This window comes from Streptomyces tibetensis (assembly GCF_007655005.1).
Taxonomy (GTDB): domain Bacteria; phylum Actinomycetota; class Actinomycetes; order Streptomycetales; family Streptomycetaceae; genus Streptomyces; species Streptomyces tibetensis.
In genome coordinates this window covers 178,192-193,493 of sequence record NZ_SZVW01000015.1, presented here as the reverse complement: position 1 = coordinate 193,493, position 15,302 = coordinate 178,192, and the positions used below count along the sequence as shown (strand labels likewise).

The following is a 15,302-nucleotide window of genomic DNA, read 5'->3' as shown; positions in this document are numbered from 1 at the left end:
ACCGAGACCGGCACGTTGCTGCCCCCCCTCCCCCCAACACCGCACAAGCCGCCTCAATCATGGCCAGGCCGAAGTGGATCCCGGCCTCATACGCCGACAGCTCCGTCGATGCGCTCGCGGAGCAGGTCGGCATGGCCGTTGTGACGGGCGTACTCCTCGATCATGTGAATGAGTACCCAGCGCAGCGACACCGTTCCGCGCCAGGAGTCTTCTCCTGCAACGTCCAGGTCGGGGGCGTCGGTGACGAACCGCTCGGCGAAGGCCACCTCCGTCCGCCACGTCTCCCACGCCTCGGCGACCACCCCGGGGTCGTCCGTAGCGCCGTCGAAGTCCCCGTCGGGGTCCGCAGTCGAGGAGAAGAGGGCCGGCGCGTCCTGCGCGGCCAGGACCCGCCTGAACCAGCGGCGTTCCACATCGGCAAGGTGCCGGACCAGGCCGAGGAGTGAAAGCGTGGATGGTTCCACCGACCGCAGGACCAACTCCGATCCCAGGCCGGAGCACTTCAACTGCAGCGTGGCGCGCTGGACGCGCAGCACGTCGATGAGCATCCGCCGTTCGTCACCGGTCGTCGGACCGGTGAACCGGCGATCACTGTCGGCGCCGTCGAACAGTTCGGCTCTTCTGGTGGGATCGCTCATGTTCGTCCTTTCGTGACTGTCACGTCGCGTACCGCATGGTCAGGCCGCCGCCCATCTCCTCCGGTCGGCGCCGGGCAATGAGTTGTCGGTCGTCGCTGTTGCCGACCGGGGTGAAACGGTCCATGCCGTGCGGCTCGGCCGTGTGATCGCGGTACGTGACGACGAGATGGCCCGTTCTCGGCGTCACCGCACCGCGGCGCCGTGGTTTGTGCCGGTGGGCCCGGAGGTGCCGTTCAGGCGGCGCCGGGCCAGCTCGCTCGCCGCCTGCGCCGGGGTCTGGCCGCAGCGCTGCGCGGTGTCCAGCAGGTCGTCGACGGTGTCCTCGATGGCGCGGACTCGTGCGCGGGCCTCGTCGGCACTGACGCGGTGCAGCTCGGTGCTGATGGCGTTGATGACTCCTCCGGCGCTCGCGACATAGTCCGGTACCCAGATGATGTCGCGCTGGTGCAGCAGGTCTGCGACATCCGGGTTGGCGAGCTGGTTGTTCGCCGGTCCCACCACGGCACGGCAGCGCAGATCCGCCGCGGTCCGGCTGGTCAGCATGGAGCCGAGAGCCGCGGGGACCACGATGTCCACGTCCGCGGCGAGGGTCTCGTCGGGTGATCGCCAGACAGCGCCGAGCTCATCGCTGATCTTCTGTTTGTCCGGGTCGATGTCGGTCACCGTCAGAATGGCTCCCTCGGCGGCGAGCAGGCGGGCGAGGTCGGCGCCGACACGGCCCAGACCGATCACGGCGAAACTGCGGCCGCCCAGACTCGAGGTGCCGTACAACCGTCGGCTGACGGCCCGCAGGGCGGCGAGGGCCCCCTGCGCGGTATGCGGAGAGGAGTCGCCGCTTCCCCCCAGATCTGCCGGCTTGCAGAACACGTGGGGGGTGGTTTCCCCGATGACGGCCATGTCGGCGGGGCTGGTCCCGACATCCGGACCGGTGGCGTAAGCACCGCTCAGTGATGCGATGACGTCGGCCACGTCGCGCAGTACGTCGCGGCGCCGGCCGGTATCGAGTTCCCTCCCCTCCGGCAGGGCTACGACAGCCTTCCCGCCGCCGCTGGGCAGTCCGGCAACGGCGAACTTCGACGTCATCGCAGCCGACAGACGAAGGGCGTCGGTGAGGCCGTCCCGCCAGTCGGGGTAGTGCCAGAGCCGGAGGCCGCCGGCAGCCGGACCGAGAGCAGTCGAGTGAACCGCCACGATCACCGGCAGTCGGGAGCGCCGACCGGCGTGGATCGCGACCTGCTCATGATCGAGCATGAGTGCACAGTCCCCTTCTGTTGTCCGTTTCGATGACGTCATACTGGACGAATGAATCATCGTTCGAGAGATCGACCGAACGTTTGACTGAAAGTGGGGTAGGTAGCCGGCCATGGATGAACTTGATTCGGAGATCGTCCGGCTTCTCCAGACAGATGCGCGGCAGTCCAACCGCGAGCTCGCCCGGCAACTCGGGATTGCCCCCTCGACCTGCCTGGAGCGGGTTCGGGCACTCCACCGCCGAGGCGTCATCCGCGGCTACCACGCCGACATCGATCCCATGGCCCTCAACCGCAGCGTTCAGGCGCTCGTGTCGGTTCAGGTACGCCCTCTCAGCCGCGTCGTCATCGACGCCTTCAAGGTCTTCGCCAGTGGCCTGCCGGAAGTCCTCCACGTCTTCGTGCTCTCCGGAGGCGACGACTTCCTCCTTCACGTCGCCGTTCAGGATCTGGACCACCTCCACGCCTTCCTCACCGACCGGCTCAGCAAGCGCGGCGAAATCACCGGTTTCCGCACCTCGGTCATTTTTCAGCAGGTGAGCAACACGGCCCCCGTGCGCCTTCCCACGCGCAACTGAGCACTTTCCGGGGGCGATCCAGGTCGACGGAGATCATGCGAGTGGCAGGCTTGCGTCATGACCGCATCAGATCCCAAGGCTGATCTTCACTTCTACCTGCAGTCCGCCCGTGATGCCCTGCTGTGGAAGCTCGAAGGGCTCTCGGAGTACGACATCCGCCGCCCGTCGACGCCGACCGGTACCAACCTCCTGGGCTTGGTGAAGCACGCGACCGGCGTGGAGCTGGGCTATCTCGGCGACACCTTCGGACGGCCGTCCGGCGAACCGCTGCCCTGGCTCGAAGACGGCGCTGAGCCCAACGCGGACATGTGGGCCACCGCCGACGAGTCACGCGAGTACATCGTGGAGCGTTACCACCGAGCGTGGGCCCACGCGGACGGGACGATCGACGCGCTGGCGCTGGACACGGTCGGCAAGGTGCCGTGGTGGCCCAGCGGCGGGGACGAGGTGACATTGCATCATGCCGTGGTGCGCGTGATCGCGGATACGCACCGGCACGCCGGCCATGCCGACATCATCCGTGAACTCAAGGACGGTGCCGTGGGGATGAACAAGAGCAACGCCAGCTCGGCGCCGGGCGACTCGGCATGGTGGGAGAACCATCGGAGCCGGCTGGAGCAGGCAGCTCAGGAAGCCGACCGACGCGCAACCTCGGATGAGATCAACTGAGACAGCTCGAGACGGGGCAGCCGGCCGCCCGTCAGGGCGGCTGGCGTCACGTCAGGGCGGCTGGCGTCACGTCAGGTGTTGCGCACCACCGACCTTCCCTCGATCTCCGAACTCGTCGATTCGGCTCAACCCCTGGCGGACCGTCAAGCGCGCCCACCTCACCCCTCTCGTTCGCGCCACAGCCCGCTTCGAAGGCGGCCAGCTCGTAGCCTCGAGCCGACAGCCGCATGACGCTGTGTGCCCATGCATCGTCCGGAGAAGATCGGCATGCGGAGAAGTACGCGCCCATCGAACGGCAGCGGCGGTTCCTTCGGGGCCTCACCGCCATCAGGTCTCGGCCGTCGTCGCGGCCTCACCGACGTAGTGGTGCGTGCTCTGGCACCATCGGATTCATGCCTTCACCGAAGACGCACCTGGATCGAGTGTCGGACGTCGATCCGGCCCCGCCGGTGATCACCGTGGTCGCGGCCGCGATCGTCACCGACCGCCGACTGCTGATCGTCAGCAAAAAGGCCGCTCCAGCCGTGTTCTACCTGCCCGGCGGCAAACCCGAGGAGGGCGAGAGCGATATGCAGGCCCTGGCCCGGGAGTTGGGAGAGGAACTCGGCATCGCACCTGTTCGGACAGAACCGCTCGGCCTGGTAGAGGACGTGGCGGCACTGGAGGGCTTGCCGATGCGGATGACGGTGTTCAGCGCTGACATCGACGGGATTCCCGAGCCCGCCGCCGAACTGGCCGCGTTGGGCTGGACCGATGGGTGCGACGACTACGCGCCGCTGCTGGCCCCCGCGGTCCGCAACCACGTCATCCCCATGTTGCAGCGAACCGGCAGGCTACCTGCATGATCACATGCCATCTGCGATACGAGATCGATCCTGCTCAGGTCGCCGTGTTCGAGGAGTATGTCTGCGGCTGGATTCCGATTGTCGGTCGCTTGGGCGGCACGCATCACGGTTGCTTCCTGCCACACGAAGGCGCGAACGACATCGCGTACGCCATGTTCTCCTTCCCGAGCCTGGCGGCCTACGAACGGTACCGGAGCGAGATTCGCGAAGATCCCGAGGCGCAGCAGCTGTGGGAGCTCGCCCGGACCACAGCGTGCGTCCGCCGATTCCAGCGGACCTTCCTGCGCCCTGTCCTCCCCTGAGGCCGGCAGCTGCCGAGACGACCAGAGACATCGATCTTCGGCAGACAGCGCAGTCGTCACCTCACGAGTGATCACAAGCCGTGACAATGCCTCGTGGAGCAGAGCTGGCGGCGCAAGGTGCGTTGGTCCGCCGACGGCACAACGCGCCATGTGTGTGCCGCAAGCGCAGAAGACCTCCCCGCCCGGCCGTAGTTTCAGGCACTGACCATTGAGGCGCCTGCCAGGCGGGACTGCCTGTCAGTGCGGTGGTACAAGGAGCCCGTCGACAGCGCGGCGAACCTTGGAGGCCGCGTCACTTTCACCCAGGCGCAGTGCGGTGTTCGCGGCGTTGAGCACAGCGTCGATCTGAAAAAGCGTCAGGTCCATGTCCAGCTGGGCGATCTCCCCGGTGTCCACGGCTCGGTGCAGTTCGCCGGCGAGGAGAGCGAGCCATGTGCGGCGGTGGAACAGCAGGGCGTCACGGACTTTCCCGGGCCGGCTGTCGAAGTCGGGGAGGCTGGCCGCCCAGAAACAGCCTCCGGCGAACAGCGGTGCCTCGATGTAGGAGATCCAGCGTTCCGTCAGTGCGCGGAGCCGGGCGATGCCCGGCTGAGCGTTCTGTGCGGGGCGGACGACCGCTTTAATGAACTCTTCGCGCGCCGACTCCGCGACCGCGAGCTGCAGGTTCTCCTTGGTCTTGAAGAGCGTCTGGATGCCGCTCTTGCTCAGTTCCAGGTCGGCGGCCAGACGGCCGATGCTGAGCCCGTTGAGCCCTTCCAGCGAGGCGACGTCGACGCCGTGGCGCGCGATCTTGTGCCGGGTCCGGGCACCGCGGACGAGGCGCTGGTCCGCCATGACCACACTTGCTGTTCCCGTCGAGGAAAGGTGACGGAACGGTCGGTGGCGCAGAGGCGCCAGGGCGGCAGACATGCGCCTGATCGTCGGTACTGGGCGGCTCGCCCGTCAACGGGTTGTAGGACCGGAACCGGGCCCAGGCGGTGCGGCATACCCGTGCCCGTCGCCCCAGGCCGCTCTGGTCAGCCCAGTGTGTCCATCAAGGCGGTGCCATAGGCATTCAGACACCCCTGCACGGCCCGCGTCGTCAGCTCGGTTCTTCCTGCCTCCCACCATGGCTGCGCCACCTGCTGCACTTCTTCTGAGCACGCCAGTGTGTCCCGCCCCCGCCAGTACTGCCGCTCGCTCACGGGCGCGGCCAGCACCCCGCCAGCTTCCTCATGCGCCTGGGGGGGACCGTAGACCCATGCCGGGCCATGCAGCAGGGGCAGTGGCACCTGGCCGTCCGCCATCCGTATCGACTCCTTCGACAGCGTGGCCCGCTTCGAGCTGGCTTGCCAGCAGCTCCGCGGACGCTGCTGCTCGGCCGGTACGACGGCGAAGGCCGCTTGCAGTACGTCGGCCGCACAACCCTCGCCCGCGCGGCAGGCGCTGCGGTCGGCGGCAACCTCACTGCGGGGCGGCGCGGGCACCGCGTGGACGGGCTGGTCTTTCTCCGCCGGACGGGGCAGCCAGGAGCACCTGACCGTCACGCTGGTGGAGCCCGAGCTGGTGGTGGAGATCGGCGTCGACGTCGCCCGCGATGCCTCCGGCCGCCGGCGCCATCCCGTCCGCCGGCACCGCGCGCGCCCCGACCTCTCCCCTGCCGACGCTCCCCGCTGGGCGCCGGCGGGCTGAAGGCGGCACTGGCGCGGAGCGCGGCGACAGGCATGCGCCGCTTGCCGGAAGGAGTGTTGCGGTCCGGCGCTCAGGAGGTCGATGACCACCCCACGTTCCCTTTGAAGCCCCCGTGTGGTGTGTACGTCCCCTCCCCTTACCGGTTGACGGACCGCATGCCTGCCTCGTCGTACCGCTCACCGGCCGCCTCGGGCAGCTCCGCGTCGATGCGGGCCAAGTCGTCCTTCGTCAGGTCGATGTCGACCGCGGCGGCGTTCTGCTCCAGGTAGGTGCGGCGCTTGGTGCCCGGGATCGGCACCAGGTCCTCGCCCTGGGCCAGCACCCACGCGATGGCCAGCTGAGCCGGCGTCACGTCCTTCTCGGCGGCGATCTCCTTCACCTTCGCCGCCAGCCGCACGTTCGCCTCCAGATTGGCGTCCTGGAAGCGCGGATTCTGGCGGCGCCAGTCGTTGGCGTCCAGGTCGTCCGGCGAGGTGAACCGCCCGGCGAGGAAGCCGCGGCCGAGGGGCGAGTACGGTACGAAGCCGATGCCCAGCTCCCTGCAGGCGGGCAGCACCTCGGCCTCCACGTCCCGTGACCACAGCGAGTACTCGCTCTGCACGGCCGTGACCGGGTGCACGGCGTGCGCACGCCGGATGGTCTGGGCGCTCGCCTCGCTCAGCCCGATGTAGCGCACCTTGCCCTCGGCGACCAGTTCGCCCAGCGCGCCCACCGTCTCCTCGATGGGCACGTTCGGGTCGACCCGGTGCTGGTAGTACAGGTCGATGTGGTCGGTTCCCAGACGCTTCAGGGAGCCGTGGACGGAGCTGCGGACGTGTTCGGCCGAGCCGTCCTGCGGGCCGACCGTGCTGATGTCGCCCGGTACAGCGTCGTCCATCCGGTAGTTGAACTTCGTCGCGATCACATACTCGTCGCGGCGCCCCCGGACCGCCTCGCCGACGAGCGACTCGTTGGTGAGCGGGCCGTACATCTGCGCGGTGTCGAGGAAGTTCACCCCGAGGTCGAGGGCGTGCCGGATCGTCGCGACGCCCTCCTCCTCGTCGGCGGTTCCGTAGAAGGCGGACATGCCCATGCACCCCAGGCCGATGGCCGATACCTGCAATTCCCGCAGACTGCGCTTCTGCATGTCGTGTTCCAGCCTTCCCTGCACGCTTGATCGTCCTTCGGGCGGCACGAAGTCTCCCGTCCATCCATGCACAGATGCCACCACCCGGCATCCCAGGAGGAGCGGGCGTTGCGACAGCCTCGTGCGCCGTTGCGTCCTCGACGCTATGACTTCGAGCGCACTCCATGGCAAGTGAGATGTGAGGAAGGCCTGGCTCCTGGTCGGGTACCACACCCGTGTGATGCTCCAAGGCCTGGAGGAGACGAGCCTGGAACCGTTCGTCCTCGCGTGTGGGATGCGGCGCCCGGGGATGCCGGTCGTACCAGCAGCCGCCCGTGCGCGGGACGACGCCGCCGGCGACCGCCGGCCACGTCTTGGGTCCGGTGCCAGGCCGCAGATCGTCCGGTGTGCCCGCCCGTCCCATACGGGTGGGCACCCGGGGTCGAGGCTGGTGGATCCCTTCCAGGCGATGTTGAGCGTGGCCACTTCCAGGTGGTGCATGCCTCCGGCGTGGAGGGTTACCGCTGGGGACGGAGTGTCCGGTGGCCTGCATCTCTGCGGCTGCCGCTCCCATGCGGCACGCAGGACCGCCGTGGTCTTCCCAGATGCCCCGCCGTCGGCGGTTACCGGAACAGATGGTCAAGGTAATAGTCGATGGCAGCGGTGGCTTGCTCGGGGGTACGCAGGCCCAGGACGACGGGTGGGCCCTGCGAGTCGGCGAGGCCGAAGAGCAGTTCCGCTTCCACCTCGGGGTCGCGGTCCGGTGCGATGTCGCCGGCTTCCTGGGCCATGCGGACGAGGTCGGCGAGGAGCCGGTAGAGGCGGGGCAGCCCGTCGACGTAGAGGGCTCGCAGCTTGGGGTTCGCAAGCATGCGGATGAGGTACGCGACGCCCACGAGCCACTCGCGGCGGCGCCGGTCGTCCCTGGGAATCGTCTCCAGCAGCACCCAGCGCAGTGCCTCCCGGGGGGTGGGCTCGCCCTCGGGCCATGCCTGCTCGTTCCACCGTTGCTGAACCAGCCAGTCCTGGTACTCGATCGCATAGGCGAGCAGTTCGTCCTTGTTGGCGAAGTAGTGCTGGATGCGCCCTGTTGAGACGCCCGCCTGCGCCGCCACGGCCCGCACGGAGATCGCTTCCAGTCCATGGTCGGCGACGATGTCCAGCAGCGCCTCGGCGATCTGGTCCCGGCGGGCCTTGTGGTCTACCTGTCGCGGCACGTCGACGGGCACCTCCCTTTCATCGCGTTCGCCTTCCCGGGCAGATCAGCCTATTGCCGCTTTGGCAATACGAACGTATTGTAAAAAGTGATGGGCCGCCTGCACACTGCAGCGGCAAGGGGGAGAGGACTGGACCATGCCGAAGCGACGCTCCACCACCTGCGCCGCACTGGGCGCGGCCCTCCTCGTGGCGGTGATGAGTACCGCGGATGCGGTGCAGACCTCGTCGGCGACGGCCGGGCAGCACCCGCACCGGCAGCGTGCCCACGGTCAGCGCCCCGAGGCCCGGCCGGACACCGCCCGTACTCGCCAGGGCCTCCTTGAAGGGGTGACCGCCGACGGCGTCACCACCTATCAGGGCATCCCCTACGCGGCGCCTCCGGTCGGCCCGCTGCGCTGGCAACCCCCGGCCGTGCCACCCACCTGGACCGGCACGCGGACTGCGGCCCAGCCCGGACCGGCCTGCGCGCAGCCCGAGGTGGCGGACTCCGCGGAGGATTGCTTATATCTCAACGTCACGACGCCCGCTGATGGAGCGGACCGTGCGGCCCCGCGGCCGCGGCCGGTCGTGGTCTGGTTGCACGGCGGGGCCTTCAGCTCGGGCTCCGGAGATCAGTACGACGCCACCACGATGGCCCGGCAGGGCGACGTCACGGTCGTGACCGTCAACTCGCGCCTGGGCGCCCTGGGCTTCTTCGCCCATCCGGACCTGCCCGACTCCGGGGCCTTCGGCCTGCAGGACCAGCAGGCGGCGCTGCGCTGGGTACGGGACAACGCTGCCGCGTTCGGCGGTGATCCCGGCAATGTCACGCTCATGGGCGAGTCCTCCGGAGGCGCGAGCGTGTGCGCCCAGCTCACCTCGCCCACGGCCGCCGGACTCTTCCACCGCGCAGTCATCCAAAGCGGCTCCTGCCTGCAGAACTGGCCCAAGAACACGCTCGCGCCCGGCGACCCCGCCGCCACTTATTTCGCCCACCAGGACAAGCTGGCCGCCAAGGGCCGGGGCGCTCTGGGCTGCCGCAGCCTGAAGTGCCTGCGTGCCAAGCCCGTCAAGGACGTGTTGTCCCTCAACGGGCGCTTCCACCAACCCGCCTACGGGACGAGCGTCCTGCCCCACTCGCCGGCCCGCGTGCTCGCCTCCGGCAACGTCCACCGCGTGCCCGTCCTGCAGGGCAACACCCGTGACGAACACCGACTTTTCGCCGCACTGTTCACGCTGGACGGGCCGATGACGGCAGCGGACTACCGCCGCCTGCTCACCGAGACCTACGGCCGGCGGCAAGCGGCCCGTATCGCCCGCGCCTACCCGCCCGGCGCCACGCCCGCACTGACCTGGGCCAAGATCGGTACCGACCGCAGCTGGGTGTGCCCCACCCTGGCCGCCGACCGGCTGCTGGCCAGGCATGTTCCGGTCTACAGCTACGAATTCGCCGACCGCCACCCACCCGCACCCGACCTCCGCCCCGACTTCCCGCTGGGCGCCTACCACAGCGCGGAGCTGCCCTACCTGTTCGGCATGGGCGACCTCCGCCTCGACGACGGGCAGTCCTCCCTCTCCCGACGCATGATCGCCGCGTGGACGACGTTCGCCAGAACCGGCACGCCCGGCGACGGCTGGCCGCCCTTCCCGCACACCCAGCAGCTGGCTCGGAACACGCTCTCCGGCGTGAACGCAGTAGCCGAACACCGCTGCGCATTCTGGTCGCGCACCTCCTGACGCCTGTGATCCGCACACCTCCCGCGGACCGTACGAACGAACCTTTCCGGAGGATCCCCATGAGCGAAATCGGCACACCGCTCGCCGAGGCCGACTACATCGGCGCCACGGCCCACGAGTTGGGCGAGAAGCGAGCAGCCGCGAAGATCGCCGCCGGCATCAGCCAAAGGACTCTTTTCCAGCGCCGCGGCCGGATCATCCTGCACCCCGACCTGCTCGTCCTCACCGGCTGGTCCGACAACGGCGATCTCACCCTCACCCGCGCGGACATCACGGCGGCCCACACCCGCTTCACCCACCTCTACGGCCGCTTCCTCGGTGGCCTGCTGAACGCCGGCCAACCCCTCATCCTCAACACCACCAATGCATCGGCCGACGAGGTGTACCTGCTCATCAACCACCGCGGCTTCCTGGAGACGACGGACGATCGGGCCTGGGCGAAGCGCATCGAGCGGTGGCGCCGCGGCTGAAGCGTCGCACCAGCGGTAACAGCAAGCCCTACGGCACGCTCATCCCGGCCACCGCCGTCACCGCCGCGCTCCTCACCGCGATCACTGTCGGCATCGCGGTCGGCTCCTGGGCCGGCGGCCTCGCCCTCGAGTCCGCCCTCGACCTGAGGGCCCGGCGGGTGATCTACGGGTCCTGCGGCCAGCTCGGGATCAGGTTCTCGCCGTCGTCGGCGCGCTCGGCCAGAGCGATAACCGCTGTTGTTTTGCAGGGGTGTTGATGCATTCGGGTGGGCTTGCGGTTGACTCGCTACCATGGCCCGATGGCTGGGATGAGCAAGCCGACTGACGCGCCGGCGCCCCGTGTGCTGGCCTGCGCCGCCCGCAACAACCTTGGCGACTTCGAGCAGCGGGTGCGCCGCCGCCCCGGCCTTGGCGGGGCGGCGGCGTGTCTGGTGATTGGCATCGTCGTCATGAACTTCGTGGCCAACGGGCCGGCGAACCTCTGGGGCCGCGGTGTTGTGGTGGTCGGTCTACTGATCATCATCACATGGGTTTATGTCTGGTTTCAGCGGATGCGTGGTGGCCTCTACCTGTTCTCGGAGGGTTTCGTCGACGCCGCCGGCCGGCGCGTGATCGGCGTGGCGTGGTCGGAAATCCGCTCGATCGAGGGCCAGAGGACGCAGTTCGCCATTGGCTCGCTTCCGGCCGGTAGCGCCTTCGCCTACGAGGTGGCGTTCACGTCGCGGGTCACCGGCCACGAACCTGTGTGGAGGTTCAACACCACCTACAGCGGCGTGCGCGAGCTCGCCGGACTTATCTCCCGGCGTTCCGGTGTCCCGGTGACCGGCCTCACCGACCCGTACCAACTGTGAAATGGCGTCGGGCAGGCGTCATCCACGTCACTCACCTTCCCACCCACCCGTACTGAAAGCAGCGCGTGGCCTCAGCCGATCGGGAACCAGTGGGAAAGCGGATCAAGGCTCCCGTGGTGCTGGCCGACGGCCCGGGCGTTGACGTGGCCGGCCGCCAGGTCTGCCAGACATCCGCGCATGTCTGACGGAGGCGTCATCGGCTTCTTCGGCGCGTGGTGATCCCCTGGCCGACGAAGAGGACATGCCGAGGGTGCCGAGGCCCACTCCGGCGTAACCGACGAGTTCGCCCCAGGCTTCGTTCTTCCTCTCCTCGTCATGGCTGAGGCTTCCGCAGCCACTGAAACCCGTGCACCACTGACCGGGTCGTGACGACGGTCATCCATCCGGTGCATCGGAAACAAGCTCCCGGGCGCTCACGGGGATGAACCCCATCCCGCGTTCGGCGCACCCCAGCAGGTCTGGGAGGATGGCCGGCAGCCGTCCGTATCGGGTCCGGGGACCCGCGGGAAGCGAGAGGCGGGCGGGTACGGGCAGCGGCCGGGCGGGAGAGCGGAGCGGTGCGGCACATGCCGGAGCACCCGGAGTACCTTGTCGCGGTCGTGTTCGCCGCGGGCGGCGTCGTCAACGCCCTGCTGGCACCGCACCGGTTCTCCACCGCCGTCCTGTTCTGCCTCGCGGTGACCTCCGCCGGACTCGGCGTAGCCGGTCGCAGTGCGGCAGCCCACCCGACCATCGCCACCGTCCTCGCCGTCGCCGCCCTGCTCCTGGCGCTCGCGCTGGGCCTGCTGCTGCTGGCCGACGGCGTCCTCCTGGTCCGGCGCTACGGACCGCAGGCAGCCCTGCTCGCGACCGGGGCCGCCGGCTGCGCGGTGCTGGCGGTGCTCGGCCTCGACGCGGTCTTCTACGCGGTCGGCGGCGAGGCGTTCGGTGCCCTCGTGGTCGCGGTGAACGCGGCCGCGGGATACCTCACCCTGCTTTTCCTCGTCTTCGCCGGCTACGTGTTCGTCCGGGGCCGTAGCACCCCCCTGCCGGACACCACCCATGTCGTCGTCCTGGGCGCCGGGCTCAACGACGACCGGCCCGGCCCGCTGCTGACCCGCAGGCTGGAGCGCGCTCTCGCGATCGACGCCGCCCGCGTACCGGACGCGCCTCGTGTGGTGTTCGTCGTCTCGGGCGGCCAGGGCGACGACGAGGTCCGCTCCGAGGCGGACGCGATGGCCGACTATCTGCGCGGACGCGGAGTGCCCGACGACCGGATCGTGCGGGAGGACCGCTCCGTCAACACCGGGCAGAACCTTCGCTTCAGCGCGGCCCTCGTGGAGGGCGTTACTCCGGGCTACCGTGCCACGGTGGTCACCAGCGGCTTCCACGTCTACCGCACGGCCCTGCTGGCCCGCCGCGTCGGCGTGTCCGTGCACGTCGTGGGCGCGCCGACCTCCCCCGCCTACTGGCTGGCCGCGACACTGCGCGAATTCGCCGCCATCCTGTGGCTGGACCGTTTCCCCCTGGTCGGACTCAGCTTGCTCCTGGCAGTGCCGGTGGCGACGGCGGTATTCGCGCACTGAAGCGCCGACCACAGACCTCGTAAGAGGCCCTAGGAGGGCGGTTCGTCGGTTCACGTCTGTTCCGTGGCTTTGTTCACGAATGCTGAGTCTCTTGCCGGGGCACCCCCCGAGCCCGAGCCGAGGAGCCCGCCAAGACCGGCCGACTTCTGCCACCACCCGCCTCAACGGCCAGCTGTTGGTGGCCAGGTGAAACACCGCATGGGCAGCCAGTTTGCGCTCCCGGCGCTTGCAAATGCGCCCGGGCCCCTGCCGTCACCCTCCGGTCGCACCGCTCCGTCGGCCGTCAGGCGGAGCCGAGTTCAGCCCCCAGAGCGATCCTCGGAGTCCCCCTGACTGGGATCTTCATCACGGATCAGGTCGAACAGCAGTCCACCGAAATCGAGGACCGCACATGCAGACACTCTTGCACGCCGAAGAACCCACTACCGCACGCCTCGGACGGTTCCGCGCCACATGGCGGACCGTCCACGAACCTGTTGCCGGAGTGTCGCGGCGGATGCAACTCGTGGCCTACGCCGTTCCGTTGACTGTCCTTCCTTCCAGCATCTGGCGACTCCCGGTCGCGTTCGACGGCGGTCTCGGACTCGGCGAACGGGCGTACGTCGTCTTCCTGTCGATCCTGTCCGAAGCCTTCGCGTTCACTGCGATCGGCCTGATCGCCCGCTGGGGCGAGGTGTTCCCACGCTGGATCCCGGTCCTGCGCGGCCGCCGGGTTCCGAGGAAGGTGGCGGTCCTCCCAGCTGCTTTCGGGGCCGTGATCCTCACCCTCCTGTTCACTCTCCTGTTCATCGTCTCCGAGATCAGGGGCACCACGATCCGAGGCGGCGACCTGTCGGCCGACTCCCCGAGCCAAGCCGGCGGCTGGGAAGCTACCTGGTTCTACTTCTGCTACGTGCCGCTGACCCTGTGGGGGCCGCTGCTGACCGTGCTGACCGTCGCGTACTGGAGGCGCCGTTCCGCGGCCGAGAAGGTACCTGGGGCGGCGTGAGAGTGCCGTCATCCCGAGACGCACCCCGGTGCTCAGACTCATAGGTGAGCCCGGCCGTGTTCGACGTCTCCCGCCTGCTGCCCGACTTTGCCCCAGCCGGGGTTCCGGCCTGCGGCCCTCTGAACGGCGCAGCCCGCCACCTGGCGGTCGGCCTTCTCACCCGCGTCCAGGCCGAGCACGGCCTGCCCGCAACGCAACTTCGAGGCCCTCCGGATCTACCGGCACACCGGCTCGGCCGTCACCCGGTCGAACGTCACGCGCTGAAGTCAGGTCTGCTGCGAAAGTGGATCTTTCGCGGAGTCGGCAGGAAGGCCGCCATCACGGTCCTGCCTCGCCCCGAAAGCCTGGTGACGGCCACCGCTGTTCACACGATGTTGAAGCCTCTGCCGGCGTCATACATGTCGACCTCGACAATGACCACGGAGGATGGGGTCACGAGGTAGTGCACCATGAGGCCCTCGGCCCAGGTCGAGCGGGTTGCGTCATCGTCGCTGTAGGCGAGGTGGGTGTCTGGGCCTCGTGGATCGTTGGCGATCTGGTCGACGACGCGCAGCAGTGTCTTCCGGTCGTCGGCTGGGATGTAGTCGCGGAATCGTCCCGCCTGCTCGGTGAAATGAACACATCGCTTCATCGTGGACGGAGTGTACGTCGGTCAACTCGGTAGAGGCGTGTCCCAGCCGCCGGCTGCGCGCGCTCGGCCAGGGTGACAGGCCCCATGGAAGCGGCCGGCGCCCGGACGTCTTCTTGGCCGCGGCCTTCACACCACGGACCCCGGGGATCAGTCATCACCTCCCCGGTGCCCGGCCTGGCCGGTCGACACGAGGAGCGCTGCCCTCCGGGTGCCCTCCCCGACACAGGCGCTGGGGCTCGAGGAATGCCTGGCCGCGCACAACTCCTATCGGGCCAGCACGGCGCCCCGCCCCTGGCCTCAGACGACGCGGCCATCGCTCAGGCCATGCAGTGTGCTCAGTCCGCCTGGACCCTGGATGGGCTGTCCACACCGCCCGGGCCGGGGCCGAAGGGATACGACGAGAACCGCTACTGGTTCGCCACCTGCGAGAACGGACCGGCCTCGTGCGCGGAGGCGGTGTGCTACGAGGCCGGTTGGACGGGCAGCTACGACTGGGACCGGCCCGGCTACTCGCCCGACACCGCGTCCTTCACCCAGGTCGTGTGGAAGGACACCGACGCGCTCGGCGGCGGCCGCGCCTCGGGCCACCGGGAAGGCGGGGAATCGCACCAGACGTTCATCGTGTGCAGCTACGCCCCCAGGGGGCAACATCATCGGCCCGTTCAGGGGCAACGTGGGGAAGCCGATCGGCGGCTGAACAGCAGGCCGATCCTGAGCAGCGGGGCACGCCCAAGAGCACGGCGCCCGTGACGTTCGCCGCCGCACGGTTGATACTTTCCGGCAGCAGCGCTCCGGCCGACCGCCA

At 69.0% G+C, this 15,302-nt stretch carries 20 protein-coding genes; 12 read left to right on the top strand and 8 right to left on the bottom strand.

All coding sequences use genetic code 11. The features are described from left to right. Positions 1-86 precede the first annotated feature (86 nt). The 3 genes from FDO69_RS25900 to FDO69_RS25895 are packed head-to-tail and all read right to left on the bottom strand — an operon-like array spanning position 87 to position 1,889. Positions 87-638, bottom strand: a complete 552-nt coding sequence (locus FDO69_RS25900) for a DinB family protein (RefSeq protein WP_170320940.1) — start codon at positions 636-638, stop codon at positions 87-89. 19 nt (positions 639-657) lie between these two features. Continuing rightward, entirely contained in the window at positions 658-825 is a 168-nt protein-coding gene (locus FDO69_RS41330; RefSeq protein WP_159030649.1) for a hypothetical protein, read from the bottom strand. Next, positions 822-1,889, bottom strand: coding sequence for a Glu/Leu/Phe/Val family dehydrogenase (locus tag FDO69_RS25895; RefSeq protein WP_104782250.1), 1,068 nt, complete (start codon positions 1,887-1,889; stop codon positions 822-824). Before FDO69_RS25895 ends, FDO69_RS41330 begins: the two co-directional genes overlap by 4 nt. 112 nt (positions 1,890-2,001) lie before the next feature. Here FDO69_RS25895 and FDO69_RS25890 point away from each other — a divergent pair, with 112 nt between their 5' ends. The 4 genes from FDO69_RS25890 (at position 2,002) to FDO69_RS25875 (ending at position 4,282) form a co-directional block, all read left to right on the top strand. Continuing rightward, on the top strand, positions 2,002-2,466 hold the full coding sequence (locus tag FDO69_RS25890; RefSeq protein ID WP_104782249.1) for an Lrp/AsnC family transcriptional regulator: 465 nt from the start codon (positions 2,002-2,004) through the stop codon (positions 2,464-2,466). A gap of 57 nt (positions 2,467-2,523) precedes the next feature. Then, a complete protein-coding gene (locus FDO69_RS25885) occupies positions 2,524-3,135 on the top strand; it encodes a DinB family protein (protein WP_104782248.1) in 612 nt (203 codons plus the stop codon). A 392-nt stretch (positions 3,136-3,527) separates the two neighbouring features. Continuing rightward, a complete protein-coding gene (locus tag FDO69_RS25880; RefSeq protein ID WP_104782247.1) occupies positions 3,528-3,980 on the top strand; it encodes an NUDIX hydrolase in 453 nt (150 codons plus the stop codon). Then, complete coding sequence (locus tag FDO69_RS25875) at positions 3,977-4,282, top strand: NIPSNAP family protein (protein WP_104782246.1); 306 nt, start codon at positions 3,977-3,979, stop codon at positions 4,280-4,282. The genes FDO69_RS25880 and FDO69_RS25875 overlap by 4 nt, the downstream gene beginning before the upstream one ends. Positions 4,283-4,519: 237 nt before the next feature. Here the strand turns inward: FDO69_RS25875 and FDO69_RS25870 are convergent, their stop codons facing one another. Both FDO69_RS25870 and FDO69_RS25865 read right to left on the bottom strand, forming a co-directional pair. Beyond that, positions 4,520-5,116: a TetR/AcrR family transcriptional regulator gene (locus tag FDO69_RS25870; protein WP_167526679.1), complete on the bottom strand. Its 597-nt coding sequence runs from the start codon at positions 5,114-5,116 to the stop codon at positions 4,520-4,522. 182 nt (positions 5,117-5,298) lie between these two features. Continuing rightward, complete coding sequence (locus FDO69_RS25865) at positions 5,299-5,568, bottom strand: aminoglycoside phosphotransferase (RefSeq protein ID WP_104782244.1); 270 nt, start codon at positions 5,566-5,568, stop codon at positions 5,299-5,301. A gap of 22 nt (positions 5,569-5,590) precedes the next feature. On the opposite strand from FDO69_RS25865, the gene FDO69_RS42250 reads away from it, so the two are divergent. Continuing rightward, positions 5,591-5,953, top strand: a complete 363-nt coding sequence (locus FDO69_RS42250) for a hypothetical protein (protein ID WP_234388097.1) — start codon at positions 5,591-5,593, stop codon at positions 5,951-5,953. A gap of 136 nt (positions 5,954-6,089) precedes the next feature. On the opposite strand, the gene FDO69_RS25855 is transcribed toward FDO69_RS42250, so the two are convergent. Continuing rightward, positions 6,090-7,079 carry an aldo/keto reductase gene (locus FDO69_RS25855; protein WP_104782243.1) on the bottom strand — a complete coding sequence of 330 codons (990 nt, stop codon included), beginning with the start codon at positions 7,077-7,079 and terminating at the stop codon, positions 6,090-6,092. Between the two features lie 602 nt (positions 7,080-7,681). After that, complete coding sequence (locus tag FDO69_RS25850; RefSeq protein WP_104782329.1) at positions 7,682-8,275, bottom strand: TetR/AcrR family transcriptional regulator; 594 nt, start codon at positions 8,273-8,275, stop codon at positions 7,682-7,684. 136 nt (positions 8,276-8,411) lie between these two features. Here FDO69_RS25850 and FDO69_RS25845 point away from each other — a divergent pair, with 136 nt between their 5' ends. The 6 genes from FDO69_RS25845 (at position 8,412) to FDO69_RS25815 (ending at position 13,866) form a co-directional block, all read left to right on the top strand. After that, positions 8,412-9,992: a carboxylesterase/lipase family protein gene (locus tag FDO69_RS25845; RefSeq protein ID WP_104782242.1), complete on the top strand. Its 1,581-nt coding sequence runs from the start codon at positions 8,412-8,414 to the stop codon at positions 9,990-9,992. Between the two features lie 59 nt (positions 9,993-10,051). Further along, complete coding sequence (locus FDO69_RS25840) at positions 10,052-10,462, top strand: hypothetical protein (RefSeq protein ID WP_104782241.1); 411 nt, start codon at positions 10,052-10,054, stop codon at positions 10,460-10,462. Then, positions 10,447-10,719, top strand: a complete 273-nt coding sequence (locus FDO69_RS25835; RefSeq protein WP_104782240.1) for a hypothetical protein — start codon at positions 10,447-10,449, stop codon at positions 10,717-10,719. Before FDO69_RS25840 ends, FDO69_RS25835 begins: the two co-directional genes overlap by 16 nt. Positions 10,720-10,761: 42 nt before the next feature. Beyond that, positions 10,762-11,313, top strand: coding sequence for a hypothetical protein (locus FDO69_RS25830; protein ID WP_138430174.1), 552 nt, complete (start codon positions 10,762-10,764; stop codon positions 11,311-11,313). A 566-nt stretch (positions 11,314-11,879) separates the two neighbouring features. After that, complete coding sequence (locus FDO69_RS25820) at positions 11,880-12,878, top strand: YdcF family protein (RefSeq protein ID WP_104782238.1); 999 nt, start codon at positions 11,880-11,882, stop codon at positions 12,876-12,878. A 523-nt stretch (positions 12,879-13,401) separates the two neighbouring features. Then, positions 13,402-13,866 (top strand): hypothetical protein, encoded by a 465-nt coding sequence (locus FDO69_RS25815; RefSeq protein WP_420878541.1) that lies wholly within the window; start codon positions 13,402-13,404, stop codon positions 13,864-13,866. Between the two features lie 364 nt (positions 13,867-14,230). Here FDO69_RS25815 and FDO69_RS25810 read toward each other — a convergent pair whose 3' ends face one another. Further along, complete coding sequence (locus FDO69_RS25810) at positions 14,231-14,497, bottom strand: hypothetical protein (RefSeq protein ID WP_104782236.1); 267 nt, start codon at positions 14,495-14,497, stop codon at positions 14,231-14,233. Between the two features lie 84 nt (positions 14,498-14,581). Between FDO69_RS25810 and FDO69_RS42915 the strand changes: the two genes are divergently transcribed. Beyond that, positions 14,582-15,247: a CAP domain-containing protein gene (locus tag FDO69_RS42915; RefSeq protein WP_324827340.1), complete on the top strand. Its 666-nt coding sequence runs from the start codon at positions 14,582-14,584 to the stop codon at positions 15,245-15,247. The last annotated feature ends 55 nt before the right edge of the window (positions 15,248-15,302 follow it).